This is a genomic window from Micromonospora sp. NPDC004540 (assembly GCF_040610095.1).
Taxonomy (GTDB): domain Bacteria; phylum Actinomycetota; class Actinomycetes; order Mycobacteriales; family Micromonosporaceae; genus Micromonospora.
This window is the reverse complement of sequence record NZ_JBEXLR010000122.1, coordinates 1-17,395: the sequence shown is the minus strand read 5'-3', so window position 1 is coordinate 17,395 and position 17,395 is coordinate 1. Positions and strand designations below refer to the sequence as shown.

13 protein-coding genes and 1 pseudogene are annotated in these 17,395 nt (G+C 69.7%); 5 read left to right on the top strand and 9 right to left on the bottom strand.

Annotated features, from left to right (window positions below):
- Positions 1-70: 70 nt before the first annotated feature.
- The 4 genes and pseudogenes from ABZV78_RS28245 to ABZV78_RS28230 all read right to left on the bottom strand — a co-directional run bounded on the left by ABZV78_RS28245 (position 71) and on the right by ABZV78_RS28230 (position 1,983).
- Positions 71-421 (bottom strand): hypothetical protein, encoded by a 351-nt coding sequence (locus tag ABZV78_RS28245; protein ID WP_355643390.1) that lies wholly within the window; start codon positions 419-421, stop codon positions 71-73.
- 110 nt (positions 422-531) lie between these two features.
- Positions 532-930: pseudogene (locus tag ABZV78_RS28240) on the bottom strand (restriction endonuclease); the annotation flags it as partial.
- Positions 931-1,257: 327 nt separating this feature from the next.
- Complete coding sequence (locus ABZV78_RS28235) at positions 1,258-1,638, bottom strand: hypothetical protein (protein WP_355643386.1); 381 nt, start codon at positions 1,636-1,638, stop codon at positions 1,258-1,260.
- Between the two features lie 48 nt (positions 1,639-1,686).
- Positions 1,687-1,983 carry an AAA family ATPase gene (locus ABZV78_RS28230; RefSeq protein ID WP_355643388.1) on the bottom strand — a complete coding sequence of 99 codons (297 nt, stop codon included), beginning with the start codon at positions 1,981-1,983 and terminating at the stop codon, positions 1,687-1,689.
- Positions 1,984-2,691: 708 nt separating this feature from the next.
- Between ABZV78_RS28230 and ABZV78_RS28225 the strand changes: the two genes are divergently transcribed.
- A complete protein-coding gene (locus tag ABZV78_RS28225) occupies positions 2,692-3,870 on the top strand; it encodes a competence protein CoiA family protein (RefSeq protein WP_355643384.1) in 1,179 nt (392 codons plus the stop codon).
- A gap of 36 nt (positions 3,871-3,906) precedes the next feature.
- On the opposite strand, the gene ABZV78_RS28220 is transcribed toward ABZV78_RS28225, so the two are convergent.
- Positions 3,907-4,137 carry a hypothetical protein gene (locus ABZV78_RS28220; protein ID WP_355643383.1) on the bottom strand — a complete coding sequence of 77 codons (231 nt, stop codon included), beginning with the start codon at positions 4,135-4,137 and terminating at the stop codon, positions 3,907-3,909.
- Positions 4,138-4,860: 723 nt separating this feature from the next.
- On the opposite strand from ABZV78_RS28220, the gene ABZV78_RS28215 reads away from it, so the two are divergent.
- Together ABZV78_RS28215 and ABZV78_RS28210 are read left to right on the top strand one after the other, a co-directional pair.
- Positions 4,861-5,271 (top strand): hypothetical protein, encoded by a 411-nt coding sequence (locus ABZV78_RS28215; RefSeq protein WP_355643381.1) that lies wholly within the window; start codon positions 4,861-4,863, stop codon positions 5,269-5,271.
- A 110-nt stretch (positions 5,272-5,381) separates the two neighbouring features.
- Positions 5,382-6,128 carry a hypothetical protein gene (locus ABZV78_RS28210; protein WP_355643379.1) on the top strand — a complete coding sequence of 249 codons (747 nt, stop codon included), beginning with the start codon at positions 5,382-5,384 and terminating at the stop codon, positions 6,126-6,128.
- Between the two features lie 805 nt (positions 6,129-6,933).
- On the opposite strand, the gene ABZV78_RS28205 is transcribed toward ABZV78_RS28210, so the two are convergent.
- Entirely contained in the window at positions 6,934-8,415 is a 1,482-nt protein-coding gene (locus tag ABZV78_RS28205; RefSeq protein WP_355643377.1) for an ADP-ribosylglycohydrolase family protein, read from the bottom strand.
- Positions 8,416-9,020: 605 nt separating this feature from the next.
- On the opposite strand from ABZV78_RS28205, the gene ABZV78_RS28200 reads away from it, so the two are divergent.
- Positions 9,021-9,326, top strand: a complete 306-nt coding sequence (locus ABZV78_RS28200; protein ID WP_355643375.1) for a hypothetical protein — start codon at positions 9,021-9,023, stop codon at positions 9,324-9,326.
- Positions 9,327-9,522: 196 nt separating this feature from the next.
- Here the strand turns inward: ABZV78_RS28200 and ABZV78_RS28195 are convergent, their stop codons facing one another.
- Together ABZV78_RS28195 and ABZV78_RS28190 are read right to left on the bottom strand one after the other, a co-directional pair.
- Complete coding sequence (locus tag ABZV78_RS28195) at positions 9,523-9,840, bottom strand: hypothetical protein (RefSeq protein ID WP_355643373.1); 318 nt, start codon at positions 9,838-9,840, stop codon at positions 9,523-9,525.
- Between the two features lie 365 nt (positions 9,841-10,205).
- Positions 10,206-10,427 (bottom strand): hypothetical protein, encoded by a 222-nt coding sequence (locus tag ABZV78_RS28190; protein WP_355643371.1) that lies wholly within the window; start codon positions 10,425-10,427, stop codon positions 10,206-10,208.
- 161 nt (positions 10,428-10,588) lie between these two features.
- Between ABZV78_RS28190 and ABZV78_RS28185 the strand changes: the two genes are divergently transcribed.
- Complete coding sequence (locus ABZV78_RS28185; protein WP_355643369.1) at positions 10,589-11,230, top strand: helix-turn-helix domain-containing protein; 642 nt, start codon at positions 10,589-10,591, stop codon at positions 11,228-11,230.
- 117 nt (positions 11,231-11,347) lie between these two features.
- Here the strand turns inward: ABZV78_RS28185 and ABZV78_RS28180 are convergent, their stop codons facing one another.
- Positions 11,348-17,347: a DUF4011 domain-containing protein gene (locus ABZV78_RS28180; RefSeq protein ID WP_355643367.1), complete on the bottom strand. Its 6,000-nt coding sequence runs from the start codon at positions 17,345-17,347 to the stop codon at positions 11,348-11,350.
- Positions 17,348-17,395 lie beyond the last annotated feature (48 nt).

Genomic DNA, 17,395 nt, shown 5'->3' with positions numbered 1-17,395 from the left:
TTGAACGCCTTCGAGATGGCCTTCGAAGGCCGACTCGCCGCAGCCCGCAAGTAGTCCTCAACAACCCGTGTTACACCGTTTTCTTGACAGACCCTTCTCCTGCGGCCGAGACGAGCAGACTCAGATGTTCTATCTGGTGGAGTAGGCCTTTCGGTGGCTTGGTGAGGTTGAGATGTTGGACGTAGAGGTGCACCTCGGCGGCGGGGATCTGATGGATGTGGGGCTCGGGTGGTCCGTCCGCGTAGATGAGGGTGGCCGCTGAGAGTTGGGCGGCCGTGGCGTAGGCGAGGAGCTGGTACAGGTCGCTGCTTTGCCCGGGTCCAGTGTCCCGTTTGTACTTGACCTCGCCGATAAAGGCGCACTGGCCGCGTGGCCAGTAGCTGAGGTCAGGCTTGAGCCTGACGCGGCGTCGCGCGTCCAGTGCCAGGGGTGGGCAGTTGTCGCCCGAGGAAATTGGTCGGGGCTGGCACGGAGGGCGTCTCGCAGGGCGGCGCGGACGAATGTCTCGAACAGCACGGCCATGTCGATGGTCAGGCCGGGGGTCTCGGTGGATCCGGAGGCAAGATCGGGGCTGTGCATGCGCAGCAACAGCCGGGCAAGTTCTACGGCGGGCCGGTAGTGAGGGTTCAGCCGGGTCCAGGTAACAGCAGGTATAGCGGTCAGGCGATAGGTCAGGGCGGTGACGTTCTGCAGGCTGTCGATGAGTCGGTGCAGCGAGCGTCGGATGGCGTCGCCGCGTAGGGGCAGGTTACGGAGTTTGAGCGCGGCCGCGAGCAGCAGTTGGTTCTCGGTAATGTCCTCGTCGTGCTCGTCGAATCGGACGGCCAGCGGCAGGTCCAGGCCGGGACGAGCGCGGAGCTGGTGGGCCAAGTTGATGCGGCCGCGGACGGTGGGCAGGTCGGCCTCGACGCCGTGGTAGCCGGTGAGCATGCCTCGCCGTAGTGCCCGGCCGCAGAGTGTGGTGAATAGGCCGACGACTCCGGTGACCAGATCGCTTGCAACGCCAAGAGTGGCATCGTCGTGGCGCCAGGCGCCGGGTCGGCGGCGTAGCCGAGCAGGAACAGCACCCGGGAGATCGGGATCTTCGGCTCGACCAGAAGGCTGGTCTCCCCGACCAGAAGGGCGCCGGTCGTGTTGCCCGGGGTGACGTCGTAGCGGTCGGTGCTGCCTGCTGTGGGTTGAATAGTGGCGCGCAGGACTGTGCGCAGGGTGTCGCGCTCGGGTGCGGTCAGGGCTAGGGCGTGAGTGGTGGTCCACTCACGAAGCCGGAGGGTCCTCACTGGGGGCGTTCACCTCCGTTCGCAGCAGGTCCAAGTCGAACTCGGCGAGCCGGTGCTCTTGGCCATAGAAGTGGTCCTCGAGGGTGGGCAGAACGTAGTGTTCCCAGGCCCGGCGAATCCAGGTCTCGTCTAGGTCGTCGCGGATGAAATGGCTGGGCCCGATGGCCGCCGGGTCGTTGAGCAACTGGTTGACGCGGTCGACGGCAGATGCAAGCCAGGTTAGGCGGGGGTGGCTGCGGGTCAGATAGCTGGCCAGTACCTGGGACGTTGGTGGCTGGTCGGCACGGAAGGGCACGAAATAGAACCGGCGGCGCAGGGCGGTGTCCAGCAGGGCGACAGATCGGTCGGCGCTGTTCATGGTGCCGATGATGTGCAGGTTGGGCGGCAGCCGGAAGTCATCGTGGGATTACAGCAGGCGGGCCGGTTGGTCCCGATACTCGAGCAGGAAGTACAGCTCACCGAACACGCGAGCGATGTTCCCCCGGTTGAGCTCATCGATGATCAGTACGTAGTCATGGTTGCGGTCGCGGGCCGCGGCGCGGGCCATCTCGACCAGCGGGCCGTCGACGAGGTGAAAGCCGGGTTGGTCCGGGCGGGGGCGTAGCCCTTCGACGAAGTCTTCGTAGGCGTATGAGGGGTGGAACTGGACCAGTCGGACCCGGGCTGGGTCGCCAGCCAGCCAAGCGGCAAGCCGCCGCGCGATGAAGGTCTTACCGGTGCCCGGCGGGCCGTAGAAAATCGCCAGTCCCCGCCGACGCGGCGGACGAACCCGCGCACGTCGGGCTGCCCGGCCGCACTGATGATGACGGTGTCGAGGTGCCTCCCCGCGAGCAGCTTGAACGGGATCTCCGCGTACCGCTCGCCGCTGACCTGGTCAACGCCCTGGTCGACCTGGAACCGCGGGCCGTCGGCCTCATCGCGGGCCTGCTGCTCGCTCTGATACTGCTGGCGCGCGAGCGCGAGCTGATCCTCGGCCGCCTGCGCCTGCCTCTCCGCCGTGGCGGCGGAGATCTCGGCGCTCTTGGCCTGGCTCCGGGCGATCATCGCCTGCCATGCCGCCACCCCGGCAGCCACGACCGCAGCCCCCGTCAATCCCCACGTCGCCCAGTCGATCCCATCGTCCCGCCCCCGCCCACGCCGCGTCGCTCCGGTCGTGCAGATTACGCGAGCCCACCTCAGGGATCGGATGCCGGACGAGCAGGGTCGCTGCGGCGGGCGGCTTCAACCGCGTGGGCGCGACGCGGACGGGGTTGCTTGCGAGGCTCACTCACATCGCGGTCAGTGTCGGTACCGGTCGATACCCTCGAAGAGCGCGGATGCAGCTCGGCCGATTCCACGGCCCCGCACGAGGACCGCCGCCCGGGGGGGACCAGTGACCCAACCAGTCTGGGAGCAGCTCGACCCGCTCGCGATGAACGACGGGGTGTACTACGTGCCGGCCCGAGTCGAGTTGCAGCCCCGCCTGCCGGACTGGGGTCAGCCCGACCAGCCGGATCTCCGCGAGCGCCTGGCGAACGATCGACCCCACGGCATCCGTGGCCAGAAGCTGCTCTGCCTGCTCTGCATGCACCACCGAGCCCAGAACGGGCTCCCTCGGTCGCCGGTCTGGATGACGCTGGTGGAGGGGCCGTACGGCCCGGTGTTCCGGCACGAGGACGGCCGCTCACCGCACCCGGAGCATGAGCCCGAGACCGACACTCACAAGGCGCTCAAGGAGCGCAAGGCCCGCACATGGCGGTCCGTCGGCGGCGAGGTCAAACTCGAGGTGTGGCAACCGCGCGCCCGCCGTCGGCCCGATGTCGTGGCCGTCGGCCCCGTCCTGACCGTGGCCGGCGAGGTCCAACACTCCAGGGTGGCCCCGGGTGACATCCGGGCCCGGCAGAAGGCGCTCCACAAGGCGGGCGACCGCGTGGTCTGGACCACCGACCGCAGCGCCGACAACATCGCGTTCCTCCACCCGGTGCCACACCTGTCCGTGCCCGCCCTCAGCGACTATCGCCTGTACTTGACCGAGCCCCGGCTAGAGATCGGCGCGGGCGCCATCACGTTCGAGGCGCAGCGATGCGGGTGGGCGGACCTCTGGACCGGCACGAACCGCTGCCCCGTCACCCGCAAGGCCGTGCCGTGCGGGCGCATGCACCTCTACCCGACCTTCAACCCTCGCAGCTACAGCCGCGAGAAGGCCGCCACCACCGCGGTGTTCCCGTGCGGCCCGCGCCCGCACCTGGACCACCTGCTGGAGGGCATCCTGCACGGGTCGTGGTTGCCGTACCGGCACCGTGACCGGGTTACCTGGATCCCCGCCACTTCCCACGTGGAGGTCGTCGCCGAGCGGGGCGGGACCCTAGAGCTGGCCGAGGGCGGAAGCGCCTCGCGCCGCGACCGGACGAACGAACGAGCCTGCGAACGCCGATACGGGACGGCCGTCGTTCAGGGCGACGCGCCCGAGGCGGAGAAATGGTCGCCTTGCTGTGGGAAGAAGCCGCCCGGACGTGCCGGGCAGCCGCTGGTTCCCGCCTGCAAGCTGTGCCGGAACTCCCCGACCTACTACCGGAGGGACGAACTCGACCGGGAAGCGGCCCAGGCCTGACGCCACACGCCGCGCCGTCTGCGCTCCGCCGGTCGCTCAGCGGCCGCTGTCGTCGAACAGCAGCGGCACGTCGTAGACGGACAGGTCCACCCGTGGGCGCAGGGAGCGGACGCGGTGCCGCCAGCGGTGGTGCTCGTACGCGGTGTCGACGTCGATCTCCGCGACCACGGTCGGCTCCACCCGGTGGTAGCGCAGCGGCTCGGGTCGGTCGAGCTGCCCGGACCAGCTCGCCGGGAGCGGCTGCGGCCACGGGTGCGCGATCGGCACGCCTCTGCGCTCCGCCGGCCGAAGCGGGGAGAGCAGCGCGGCGAGTTCCTGGCGCTGCGGCGCCCTCAGTGGTGGGTGCGGCCGGCGTACCGCAACCGGCCTCGCCGGTCGTAGCGGCGGCCCAACGGGCCGACCGCGAACGCTCAGGCAGCTGCGCCATAGCCCACAGCCCTGCGTCACGCGTGTGTCGGTAGCGGGGTACGCCCGGCCTTTCTATCAGGCGGTGGGTGTGAGCCTGTAAGCGAGTAGGGCCGTCGGCCCGCCTACAGCGGGCGTCCACCAGAGCCGAACGCCCTGCTCCCAATGTGCTCCCAATTTAAGGGGCAAGACGGCGAATGCCCGTTACCGCTGGTTCCGGTAACGGGCTTCTGACCTGTATACATTTAAGGTGGGCGATACTGAGATCGAACCAGTGACCTCTTCGGTGTGAAGCAGGACGCCGCACCGACTCCGACCTGCGGAAACGAGAACGTGCAGGTCCTGATGGGTGCAGTTGAACGCCGTTGAGTGCCGTTGGACGCTGTTCAACGCACGGACGCGCCGGCCCTCATGGTGACCGGCCGCAAATGACGTTGCCGCAACTTGGGCCGCGCTGGCTGCCCGAGGCAAACGGGGCTCGGACTGCGGTCGCTGGCCCGACTGCACGATGGTCTGTACAGCCCGGCCGCCCGTCACTTACAGTCCGGGTCGGCCAAGACCATGAGACGCTGGGGGGCTGATCGAGTGTCGGCGTACGGTCGCAACGACGACGAGTGGGACGAGCTGGTGGAGGCCGGTAAACAGTTCCTGCGCGAGCGGGCACTGATGGAGCGCAACACGTCCTACACCGAGATGAGCGTGACGCTGGCGCGGCGTACGGGCTACCCGGCGTTCGACTTCTCTCAGCCGGCCGAACGTGCTGCGATGGGCTTTCTGCTGGGCCAGATCGTCCAGAAGACGTATCCGGTTGTAGGGGCGATGATGTCGGCGCTGGTGATCTACCTTGATGCGAACGACGCCGGCCCAGGCTTCTATCAGCTCGCGCAGGACATGGGTTTACTCCAGAAGGGTGCCTCGAAGCAGGCCCGAGACGCGTTCTGGGTCCAGCAGGTGCGAGGGACCTTTGACCACTTCCGTCCAGGTGGCCGAATTTGAGTTCGAGCCGGACCACGCCGGCTCTCGCGTGGAGCGGTTGGCTTCCGCTCGGCGATCGGGCCGCTCGCCTGACGGTGCCACGAGGCCCGGGGCTGTACCAGGTGAGGCCCATGGGTGACGGCGCCCTTGCCTACGTCGGGCAGACCGCTGAGCTGCGACGCCGGCTCGGTCAGCTATGCGTTCTCTATCGCGATGAGATGCCGTACAACGACCCGCATACGGCCGCTCCCTGCCTGTGGGTCATGCGCACCGGCAACGGCGCCCAGTTCGAGTTCTCCATCGCGGAGTTCGCCGGGGACATCAGGGAACGCAAGATGGCGGAGTGTGTAGTGCTGTCGCAGCACCGCGCGCGATTCGGTCGCTCGCCGACGGCCAACTTCGGACGCATGCCGGACGGATGGGTCAAGTCCACAGGTAACAACGCGGCGCTCGTGAGGGCAGGGGGCCGGGCACGCGGTTACCAGGACTCCCGCGCCTCCCGGCCCGCCGACCAGGACGCGGTCCTTGACCTTGGTCGAGCTCCGACGGCGTGTGACTGGGCCCAGCTTCCCTGGAGCTCCTGGAGTTCCCGACCGGTCACGGAGCCCATGGTGGGCGTCTACCGGATCCGCCGCCCCGGCCAGACGCGCCTCGTGTACATCGGCCAGGGGCTGATCCGGGCCCGACTGGCCGCTCATGCCGCCAAGAGCCAACTTGAAGGCCACCGGCAGCGCGCCGCGTTCAGCCAACCCCTCGAAAGCTCCTGGGCAGGCTTGCCGGGCTGCTCCCCGACCCAACTGCTCGAGATCGAGTGCGACCTGATCGCCAGTCACGCCCTCACAACAGGATTGGCGCCCGAGGCTCAATTTCTCGGTTGATGGAGGGCCGGGCCCGGTCGATGCGTCCTCGGGCGACCACTTCAGGGCCGCCGAAGAGGTCACCGAGCACGGAGCGCTGGTCAGGATGTTGCCGGTAAGATCCGAGTTCCATTTCCTTGGATCGATACCCGCGTCAGCACGGCGGGGTCCAGAGCCATACGTCGATGCAGCGAGGACCTCGTGAATGACGCCAGCGGGCTCCGGGCGACAGTCGACGCGGACCGAGCGGCGACCAGCGATAGCCGACCACTTCGGCCTTCTCCGGGAGGTCACGCCGGACGGCTCGCCCACATCACCGCAGGTCAAAGCCCCTCGGCTCTGTCCACTGTCGGTTAGCACTTCGGGCGCTGTGACCGCTTCGCCCAACCTGCACCCGATCTGCTTCCACTTGCAAGGCCAGGCCATCCAGCAACTCCTTACCGCCGTGACCTGCGCATACTCCCCTGCCAGCAGACATAGAATGCTGTCGACTGCTGCGCAAACCGGGGAGCACTTCGGTGTGAAGCCGGACGTCGCACCGCCGCCGACCTGCGGAAGCGCAGAACTGCAGGTGGGCCCGAGTGCCGTTCACTGCTGTTCGGTGCCGTTGGGTGCAGCTGGCTGTCGTTGCGTGACCCGTCTGCTCCCATCCCGCTCCCCCCGGGATCCCGGTCTCCATGGGCAGGCGGTCCCCTGAGCCGCACCAAAGTTGTTCCGGCAGGTGGTGTGGGCCGCTCCCTTCATGGGCCGGGCCATAGGTCCGCCTCGCCTGCAGCCGGCTTCTCGCCTGTGTCTGCGCGGCCTACAGCAACCGTGGCGTAGCGCGTCACAGCTGTTCGACGACCTGCCGTAGTTCCGGGTTGAGTGTCCAGCCGTGCGTGTCGAGCAGCCCGCGCAGCTCGGCCAGCGCGGCGCGCGCCGGTGTGCCGGTGGTCAAGGTTGTGTAGCGGGCGGCGACCGCCGGCGTGCGGCTCTGGCCTGCGGCGCAGTGCAGCAGCACGACATGGCCCTCCTTGCGCAGCTTGAGCAGCATGCGGGCGGCCTGATCGACTACAAAGTGCGGGTGTGCGTTGGCGCCAGGCTGGTCGACTAGCCACGCCCCGACCCTGTTGGCGACGGGCACGTCGTCGAAATCGTCGCAGCCAACGCGACAGAGGGAGATCACCGCGGTGGCACGCGCTGCGGCTGCGTCGGTGTGGAGGTTGCCGAGGATCACCCCGGGATCGTGCGGGTGGGCCTGCATCAACGGTGCAACTGCTTGCCGTGGCGCGCGGGCGCAGCCCGGCCAACCGCCCTGGCCGGCTTGGCCGCATTGGGCGGTAAGCACGCTCAGGCGGATCAGGTCCGCCGCGCGCCGCCTCGGCCAGCCGTGAACGACGCGCTGCCAGGCCAGGGGCACCGCGGACGAGCCCCACCTGGCGCCGAGCAGTGCCCCGGCGATCGCCGCGACGGTGTCGGTGTCGTCGCCGACGCGCACCGCTGCCGCCAAGGCGCGTTCGAGATGCTGGCAGGCGAAGCTGCCGTGGCCCGGGTCGTGCTCGGGAACGTCGGTGTGTGTGATCGCCGACCAGGCGGCCTGCAACGCGACGACCACAAACCCATTGGGTCGGAACTGCTCCGGCGGCTTGGACTCCGCCTCGGCCAACCAGACCGACCATCGGTCACGGCGTTGCGCGGGCAGCAGGTCCAGACCCTCGCGTACCCCGTCGAAGGTCCCGTCGAGCACCGCCCGGCGGATCCCGGCGCACCACAGCACACATGCCTCCGCGGCCAGGGGGTCGTAATGGGTCAGCTCACTGACTGCGCGGGCGGCTTCCGCGAGTGCCTCCGGATCGCCGAGATAGGCCAGCGCAACCGGCGCGGTGCGCATCAGAGACCCGTTACCGGCGCTGCGGCCAGTCCGCCGGTGCAGATCGGCGGCTGCGTCTCGCATCGCCGCGGCGGTGCCCGGTCCGCTCACGTGCGAGACCGCGTCCAGGACCTTGCGGGTCTGTGCCCCGATGTCGCTGGCGCCCTCCCGTTTCCACCGGAGAAAGTTGCCGGCGATGCGGTCGAGGGAGTCGCTGCGGCGTAGATCCGCCCCGGTGGCGGACACCTCCGCGATGCACATCGCCATCTGGGTGTCATCGCTGTACTCACCCGGCGCGTACGGGCCGAGTCCCCCACCGCGCATCTCCGGCTGCTCGTTCGCCGGAAGCGGCGGTCCGAACTCGTACGGCACGCCCAGCGCGTCACCGCACGCCGCACCGAGGAGAACACCGGCAGCCCGGTCGCTCTGAATCGCATCCAGCGGCACAGTCGCTGTCATCAACTCCCCCACCCCCGCAACTCCCACATCCTCATGGCCGTCGCCACCGTCACAAGGCCGCTGGTCACTATGTCAGCCGGGTAGGACGTTCTGTCCGCCGCTCGGGCCTCCATCAACGCGCTGAACCAGGCGACCTATGGGCGCCTGTCCGCCTTCGGGTCGAACAGGGGAACGAACCGCCGCGCCTGCGGCAAGGTCAGCGGGAGCAGGAAATGGACGAGATGTCCCACCAGCCACGAGTCGTGCACGCCCGTGCCGCGCAGCCGATCCACCGCTACCGGCGTACAGGTCCGGTATCCCTCTGCCCCCGGCTATCGCCAGCTCGGAGCTTTGCTTGGTAGCCGAGGACGCCGGCCGCGGCTAGGTGGTCAAATCTCGTCGGAGCCCCGGCCTAACATGTACGGCGCAACCCAAAAAGTTGTAACGGGTGTTCCCCCGGCTGAGCTGGATGCCGGGCACGCCCCCACCACTCGCATACCAGGCGTCCGCCCCACCCCTTGGAGGTGATCGACATGCCACCCAGGCGTTAAGTCCCGCGCACGGAGCGCGGGCGGCCGGAAGGCGGTCGTCACATGGCCCGTACCGACGTTCACCGACCTGAGCGAGTGCAGCAGCTGGATCCGCACTTGCGTTATTGGTTTACCGACATCCACCGACACGGCTCCGGCCCCTGCGACCTCGACGAGTACCTCGCCTCGCCCGCCTGGAACCGCACTCGCTGCTACCGGCAGCCCTCGGCTCAGGCCCCGAACCTTTGCGGCTGTCAGCTCTGCACCTTTCAGTCGCACCGTAAACTCGCCCACCGGCAGGAGCGCGTCGCTTGGCGTTCGATCCGTCGGCAGCTCCTCGCCGAGCACCGCGGCGACGAGCGCGACCTCGACGTGCCCCCGATCCGCGGAAAGGCCTGGTAGCAGTCAGCCGCGGCAAGTACCTGGCCTCCAACAACCGCTCGCCATCTGACCGACATGGTCGACGAGTGGAGCTTCGTCGCCGACTCGATCGAGACGGCGCCACGAAGCCGCTGAGTGTTTGAGGTTCCGGTGGTGGAGGTCGAGCTTCAGTTCACCCTCGCCGATGGACCGCCACCGGAACCTCGCCAACGATCGCTCAAGCTGGCGCGGCTGACGCACCGAACTTGATGCAGGCTAAGCAGTCGTCCTGCTTCCACGTGTCGTCTTCCCGCACCCACGGCTCCTTGTTCTGGTTCAGGGCAGGCACGTCATAGGTGTAGGTCACTCGGGCCAGATCACCTGAGATCTGCGCCTCGAAGCTCTTGATTGGCATCGCCTTGCCGTACATCTGCTTGGCGGCCCTCAGCATCCCGGGGAACTCGCTGAGGGTCACGCGTTCCTTGCACCTGGCCGAGAACAGCTGGTAGCCGGCCGTAGGCTTCGCGTCGAGGAAGGCGTCCGAGTACGCGACCACCGCCTGGCGAAGCTCTGCCTCCTCGCTGGCGGCCTAAGCGGTCGGGCTGGCCGCCGCCTCCGACGCCGTGCTGGCGGCAGGAGCTGGCGATGCGGAGGACGGAGCGGCTTCCGGCAAATCGGCGTTGCTGCTACAAGCAGCGAGGGAGGGCAGACAAAGGGGCATTACGATCATGGCTTTCCGGATCATGGCGCGCACAGTACTGCGATAGCCCTCGATGCTCGACGGGAGCAGGACGGCTAGCTCGACTAACAGCCCTGCAGGCGGTCGGCGCGCGCCAGCCCCGCCTCCGTGGGCCTGAGGGCGGACGACCCAACGGCCGTAACGCCCCCTCAATGCCGTGCAGATCGTGCCGCCCGCTATCCCTACAGCGTTCGGATTGCCTCCGCCGCAGGCGAACGCGCCGGGAACGGCTTGTCCCAGTCAATCTCCCCGCCAACCTGGTCGACCGCATCCAGCAGTTGCTCGTAGGTTCGCGGTTCGTGGCCGCCCTCGGCGCCCTGCGGCCAGACCAGCAAGGCGGTTGGGCCAGTTTCGTCCAGGACGACGCGCCACGATTCCTGCCGCGCCGCCTCGCCGACCTCCAAGGCTCAGCGCGCTCGTGTCGGGTTTCGGCGCGTGCGGCTCCTCGCCGAGTTCGATTCGGGCGCAATCGGCAGCCGGTTGGGATGCTCGCCTCTCCTCTGCGACTTGACCTTCGGCGATAGGTGAGCGTGGATCACTAAACCCGGCGCTTGTACGGCGCGGGATGCCATATGGAGCTCGGCCGCGTTGTGCAGATCACCTGCCCGTGGCCCCGACGGACGTAGGAGGTCCGACGCCAATGAGCCTTGCCGTTAAGGACGCTCTTCTCGGGACGAAAGACCTAGGGAAGAACGAGCGAGCCGTGGCCATCGCCATCGCTGCACACGCCAACCACGAAGGCAAGGCTTGGCCTTCCGTCGCCACCATCGCCAACTACGCCGGCTGCTCGGAGCGGACGGTGCAGCGATGCCTCACGAAGCTGGTGCAGCTCGGCCGCCTGGCCGTGTCCAAGGTCGCCGGGATCGCCACCCGCGTCTACCGCCTGGTCACCGGAGCCGGGCGGACGGGAACCGCCTCTGGGGTGACAAATCAGCAGGGCAGGGTGACAGATTCGGCCATCGGGGGTGACAGACAGGGTGTCACCCGAAGCCTTGAAGACCAATCAATGAAAGACAGGCGGGCACCGCATCGCGACCGGTTCGCTCCGCAGCGAAAGCGGGCCCCCACTCTGGGTTGCGCCGAGCGGGGCGGCGCAACGCGGCCGATGACCGGCGGCGGCCGCCGCTGCTCGCGTCCGGGGCACATTGGCCAACCTGCTGGCAGGTGCATCCCCTGCCGCTCAGAGGCGATCGAGCGCCGGGCATGATCGCGACCATCACTTATGTGCTGGCATGCTGATCGGTCTTCGGCTGGACGAGCGCGGTGCACCATGAGACAAGCGAAAGTCGGCCGACTAGCCGGCCAGGGCTTCGCCCAGGCATGGTCACGCCGATGACTCATGTCGACCCAGGGTCAGACGTCCCTCTTGGTCGCACCGGACTCGGCCGCTGGTCACCGCGACGTTCAAGCCGTACCGGAGCAGCTTGTCGATCTTGTCGGTGCGCCGCCGGTAGCCGAGGCGCTCCAGCCCCGCGCGCAGCAGGCGCTCCTCATCCATGCTCGGCACGCTCTGCAGAACGTCAACGAACGCGTTGGCGACCTCCTCGGGAGGCACCTCCTCGAAGGCCCGGTCGCTGCTCGCCTGGGTGACGCGGTACGCGCGGTAGGTCTGCGGATCCGTCCCCTCAGGCCAGGCATACCGCCCCACGGTGGGATGGCCGTACAGCCGGCGGGTGTCGACGAGCGCGAGCACGGCGAGGCGCCGGTCCTCCCGGGTTCGCAGGAAGCCGAAGCGGGCCAGGGCCAGGCGGGCGAGCCGGTGCTGTTCGACGGGTCCCTCGGCCGCGATGATCTCCCGCAGCGCCTCCCGAACGAGCCCGCGCACCCGCCGGTCGGTGGCGAGAAGGTCGAGGTCACTCTGGTCGCCCAGCGGCGTCGGGGCGTACGGGATGAAGGGGCTGACTTCGATGGCGCCGGTCGTCGCAGGCGGTGCGCTCGCGACGGGGACCGGCGCCGAGGCGGTGGCGAGGCCCGTAACGGGTGCTGGCGACGCTCCCGTGACGAGCTCGGTGTCCTCTGCCACACGCGGACCCGACGGCTCGACCAGGTGGACCTGCTCGACGTCCTCGGCCGTGCGGGGCGACGGCAGCTCGACCGTGTCGTGGGGCGCGACGGCTTCGGTTGGCGCGGGCGGCTCTGGGGCGTCGGCCCTTGCGACGGCGTCGTCGACGCGGTCGAGCAGCGCGGACCGGTCGTGAATCCACGCCGGCAGCCAGAACCGCACCACCTCCGGCCAGCCCATGATGGTCCGGAGCAGGGCGGGCGCCAGGTCCCGGTCGGCCACCGTCGGGCGGGCGCTCCAGTCGGGGCCGTCCAACATGACGGCCACCTGCCAGCGGGCCGAGCCCGGCCGCCGTACGGCGAGGTCCACGGTGAAGTCGGACAGGCCGTGTGAGGTGTGGACCTCGTGGCCGCGGTTGCGCAGCGCGGCGGCCACCTCGTCGCGGATGCGGCTGCGCCGCTCGGTCCGGTCGGTGGCCAGGTCGCCCAGCCGGTCGGCGCCGGCGGCGGCCATCTCGCAGTACGCCCGCAGGTGCTGCGTGCCGACTGCCGAGGTGCGGGACAGGTCGATGTCCGACGGGTCGAAGGAGGAGAACAGCACCACCTGTCGGCGGGCCCGGGTGATCGCCACGTTGAGCCGCCGCTCACCGCCGGCCTGGCTGAGCGGACCGAAGTTCAGCGGGAGCTGGCCGGTTTCCGGGTTGGTGGAGAAGGCCAGGGAGAACAGGACGATGTCCCGCTCGTCGCCCTGCACGTTCTCCAGGTTCTTGACGAAGATTGGCTCGGCGACCGCGCCGGAGAGCTGGTCGCGGATGATCGGGTCGGTGCTGTCCTCCAGCAGGTTGAGGATGAGGTCCCGCTGCTGGATGTTGAAGGTAACCACGCCGATCGACTGTCCGGCGGTGGCCGGATCGTGCAGGCGCCGGGTGATGTCGGCGAGGACGGCGCGCGCCTCGACGTCGTTGGTCCGTGAGCCGCCGCGGTCGTACCGGCCGTCGACCCGCCGCCACGTGATGCCGGCGGAGCTGCTCATCCCCGGCGACGGGAGGCTGGAGAGCTTGTTGTCGTAGTAGTAGCGGTTGGAGAAGGCGATCAGCGACTCGTCGTGGCTGCGGTAGTGCCAGGACAGCCACCGCTGCGGCAGCCCCGACTCGACGGCTTCGCTGAGGATGCTCTCCAGGTCCTCCAGCACCGGGCCGTCGCCCTCGTCGACGTCGTCAACGGTGTGGCTGGCCTGCATGATGCTGGACGGCGGCATCTGCCGGGAGTCACCTACCACCACCACGGCCCTGCCCCGCCCCATCGCGCCGATCGCCTCGGCGACCCGGATCTGCGACGCCTCGTCGAAGATGACCAGATCGAAGCGCTGGCTTCCCGGGGCCAGGAAGTTCGCCGCCGAGGCGGGGCTGACCAGCACGCACGGCGTCAACGCCAGCACGGCGTCGGGATACTGCTCGAATAGCTCCCGGAAGGACCGGCCGCCGCGCTTGCGGCGCAGTTCCGCCGCGAAGTCGGCGAAGCGGCCCCGCCGGTCGGAAGGGCTGAACGGGCGGCGGCGGACCAGGACCGAGGGCAGGCGCTCGGGTAGCGCCGACCGCAGCTCACCGGCGGCCGTCTCGAACTGGACGATCTCGTCGTCGTGCAGTTCCGGGTCGAAGTACTGCAGCCCGCCGGCCCGTAGCCGCTCGCCGAGGGAGGCGGCGGCGACGCCACGCCGGTACGCCTCCTCGGCGAACTGTCCGTTCACGTCGGCGCGCAGCAGCTGGTCGCGGTAGTCGGTGAGGCCGGCGGAGGCGAGCACGTCGGCGTGGGTGAGGACGGTGGCCCAGCGGCGCAGCGGGAAGAGTTCCTCGCTGCGCAGGTCGTGCAGCCAGGTCGCGCCGTCCCGCTGCCAGGCGTCGACCCAGTGCGAGCCGGCGGACCACAGGGCCAGCTCCGGCTCTGCGGAGCGCAGCACCCCGCGCCAGGCCCGCCACCGGGAGGCGACCCTGTCCAGGAGGGCGGCGTCGACGTCGGTGACGCCGCGCTGGAACAGCTCCCAGGCCTGGGGGTGCCGGGCCAGGAGGGTGCGGCCGGCCCGGGTCGCCTCGATCGCCTCCGCCAGCCGTTGCTGTGCATCCGGGTTCGTGGGCTGCCATGCCGGGATCCGTAGGCCGCCGAGCGCGACCGCGTGCTGGTGCAGCGCGGCGGCCTGGGCCTGGGCGGCGACCAGGCGTCCGGTGGTCACCTCGACCCGCTCGACGTCGAGCGTCGCGCCGGCGACCAGGTGCACGGCCAGCTTGTCGACGACGGCCTGCCGGCGCTTGCGCTTGCCGAGCAGCTTCTTCGCCGCCTCCTGCGCCTCGGCGTGCCAGGCGGCCAGTTCGGGGCGGGCGAACACGTCCGGGCGGAAGGTGGCGAGCTCGCTGGCGAAGCCCTGGTGGAAGGCGGCCAGCTCCCCCTGGAGCCGGGCCGCGGCCTCGTCCCACCGGCGGTCGCTGGCGCGCAAGGTGGTCTCCCGGTCCGGGAGCATTGCGCGTACGGCGAGCCAGGCGCCGGCCTGCAGCTCGGTGACGGTTTCCGGGGTAGGCAGCGTTCGTAGCAGCCCGAGCAGCTGGGGGTGCGCGGCGAGGTCAGCGCGGAGGCGTTCGAGGTCGGCGGCGATCTCGGTGACGGCCGCGCCGTGCAGCCCGTCGAGGGTCCGGCAGCCGCTGAGCGCCCAGGGATGCTCGGGCCGGACCCGCGCCGAGCGGGCGGCGGCCGGGAACTCTCGCAGCGTCGTCTCCACCCGGGCGCGTACCTCGGCGGGGGCGTGCAGGTAGCTCACCGGGACCGGGGCGGCAGGGCCGTCCCCGTACGCGAGGACCTGCTCGTAGGCCGACCAGAGCGATATCCCGACCGGGTTGGTGGTATGGACCTGCGTCGGATACTCGGCCAGCGGGGCGAGCCGCGCTCGGTAGGCCGTTTCGACGGCCGTCCAGTCGCCGTCGCCGCCCAGGTCGTACTGGTCGAGGGCCTCGCGCAACTGCTGTCGGATGGCGTTGAGTGACTGCTTGCGCCCGTGCAGGTCCAGCGCGAACGGTCCGAGACCGATCTGCTTGAGCCGGCGCTTCACCACCTCGAGGGCGGCCTGCTTCTCGGCGACGAACAGCACCGAGCGGCCGGCGGCGACCGCGCGGGCGATCATGTTGGTGATGGTCTGCGACTTGCCGGTGCCGGGCGGCCCTTCGAGCACCAACGACTGTCCGCGCTCGGCCATCACGATGGCCTGCATCTGGGAACCGTCGGCGGGGATCGGCAGGTGCAGCTCCCCCTCGTCCACCGCGACGTCGGCGTCATGGTTCGGGCGGGCCGGGTCGTCGAAGGTGGCGCCGGAGGATTCCACCAGATGCCGGACCACAGGGTTCTCCATGAACCGGGGCCAGTGGTCGCCGAGGTCCCGCCACATCTGAAAGGTGGAGAACTGCAGCAGCCGCAGGCTGGCGGTCTCGTCGATGCGGTAGTTCAGCCGGTTGTCGACCAGCCCGGTGTTGACCGCCGCGAGGGTCTTCGCGATGTCGATGCCATGCTCGTCGAGGACCGGCTGCTCCAGCTCCGGGATCCGCACACCATGCTTGACCCGCAGCCACTCGATGAGGCAGTAATTGGGACTGGCCACCTCGGTGCCGTCGATGACCATCGCGTACGGACGGCGGCCGCTGCCACCCTCGATGCGCACCGGCAGGAGAAACAGCGGCGCGTACGCCTCTCCCCCGGTGGTCTTGGTGTGCACCAGGGTGCCGATGGTCAGGTAGAGGTAGTTGCTGCCGGTCTCCTGCTCCATCGTGCGCGCCTCGCGCTGCAGCGCCCGCATGGCGGTCTTGTAGCGGGCCTCGGTGACGGCGCCGTAGACCCGCCGGTCGGTGCGCAGCTCCCGGCTGAGGATCTCGGCGTCGAGGTCCTGCACCCGGCGCGCGCCGGCCAGCTCGTGGACATGGCTGATGTCATCCTGCGGGATGACCTGCACCTGACGGCCGTCGTGGATGAGGTCGTCCAGCAGGGCGAGGGCGCCGGCGGGCACGTGCAGGTCCAGACCGCGGCCACGCTTGGGCAGGTTGAGCAGCGGGTTGCGCAGGCTCAGATCGAGCAGGGACTTCCGCCACTGCTGGATGCGCGCCGGGGAGCCGTCGGCGGGCTGCGGCACCTCGTCGCCCTCGTCGGCGAGCTGGCGCAGCTTCGCGGCCGCGACACCGGGCGGAAGGTCGAGCGACGCGCCGGCGTCGGGGGTCATCTCGGCCTCGACGGGCGCGGGCGCGACCAGCTCGTCGGCCGACGGCAGCGGCCGGATCCCGGAGCGGTGGGCGAGGTGGACGTCGACGACGCCCTGCAGGCGGTGGCCCTCGCCGCGGAAGTGGCCGAGCCCGACGCGTACCGCCTCGGTGAAGGCCGCCGACTGGGCGCCAGGCCCGACGCGGGTCAGCTCGACCGGCACCGCCCGGCCCGAGTCGACCATCGAGATCAGCAGGTTGGTCTCGGTGACCGCCGCAGCACCGAGCCGCTCCTCTTCGAGGAGGAAGCCGCCGAAGGCATGCCCCTCGCTGATGAAGATGAGCGGGTGCACCCCGGCCGCCTCCAGGCATGCCGCGTAGGTAACGGAGAGGTCGAGGCAGTTGCCGAGGCGCCCGTCCAGCACCGCGGCCGTCGTCCGCACCTTCTGGCCGCTGTTCTCGAACGACGCCGGCAGGGTCTGGTAGGTGATCTCGAGCTGGCGCAGCGCCTCGTACACGGCGCCGGCGATCAGCGCCGCCCGCTCCGGGCCGTCCTGGTAGCCCTGCAGCGAACCGGAGCCGGTACGCGCGAGCAGGAGCTGCGCCGCCGACCGCAGCACGGCCTCGACCGCCCGGGTGTTCGGCTGCACGAAGGCGGCCAGGCTGTCGTAGAGGGCGGGACTGTTGAACCACTCGTTGTGTGCGAGCACTCGGGACGGGGCGACCAGCGTCAACGCCTTGTCATCCGCCTCGACGGTGAGGCGGTAGTCAACCGGGAACGCCTCGTCGGTGCGGTAGAGCAGCGCCCGGTCGGGGGTGACGTCGCGGAAGTCGTCCCAGCCAGTGCTCGCCCCGCTCCGCAGCGGCGCAGTGAGGGTACGCGTCCACGGCTCGGTGAGCGCACCGTCGGGGCCGAGTAGCTCCAGCGTCAGGGTGACGTCCGCCAGCGGTTCCGTGCCGCGGTTGAGAAGCGTGAGGTGGCGGACCAGCGGCACCCGGTTGTGCACGAGGGCGGCGTTGACCGCCGGCTGCACAAGCAACGCGACGTCGAGCTGGTCGTCGTCGGCGGTGAACTGCGCGAAGACGCTGTCGGACATGGGCGTTTCTCCAGGTGGCAAGGCCGAGAATGGTCAGCCTAGCGGTCG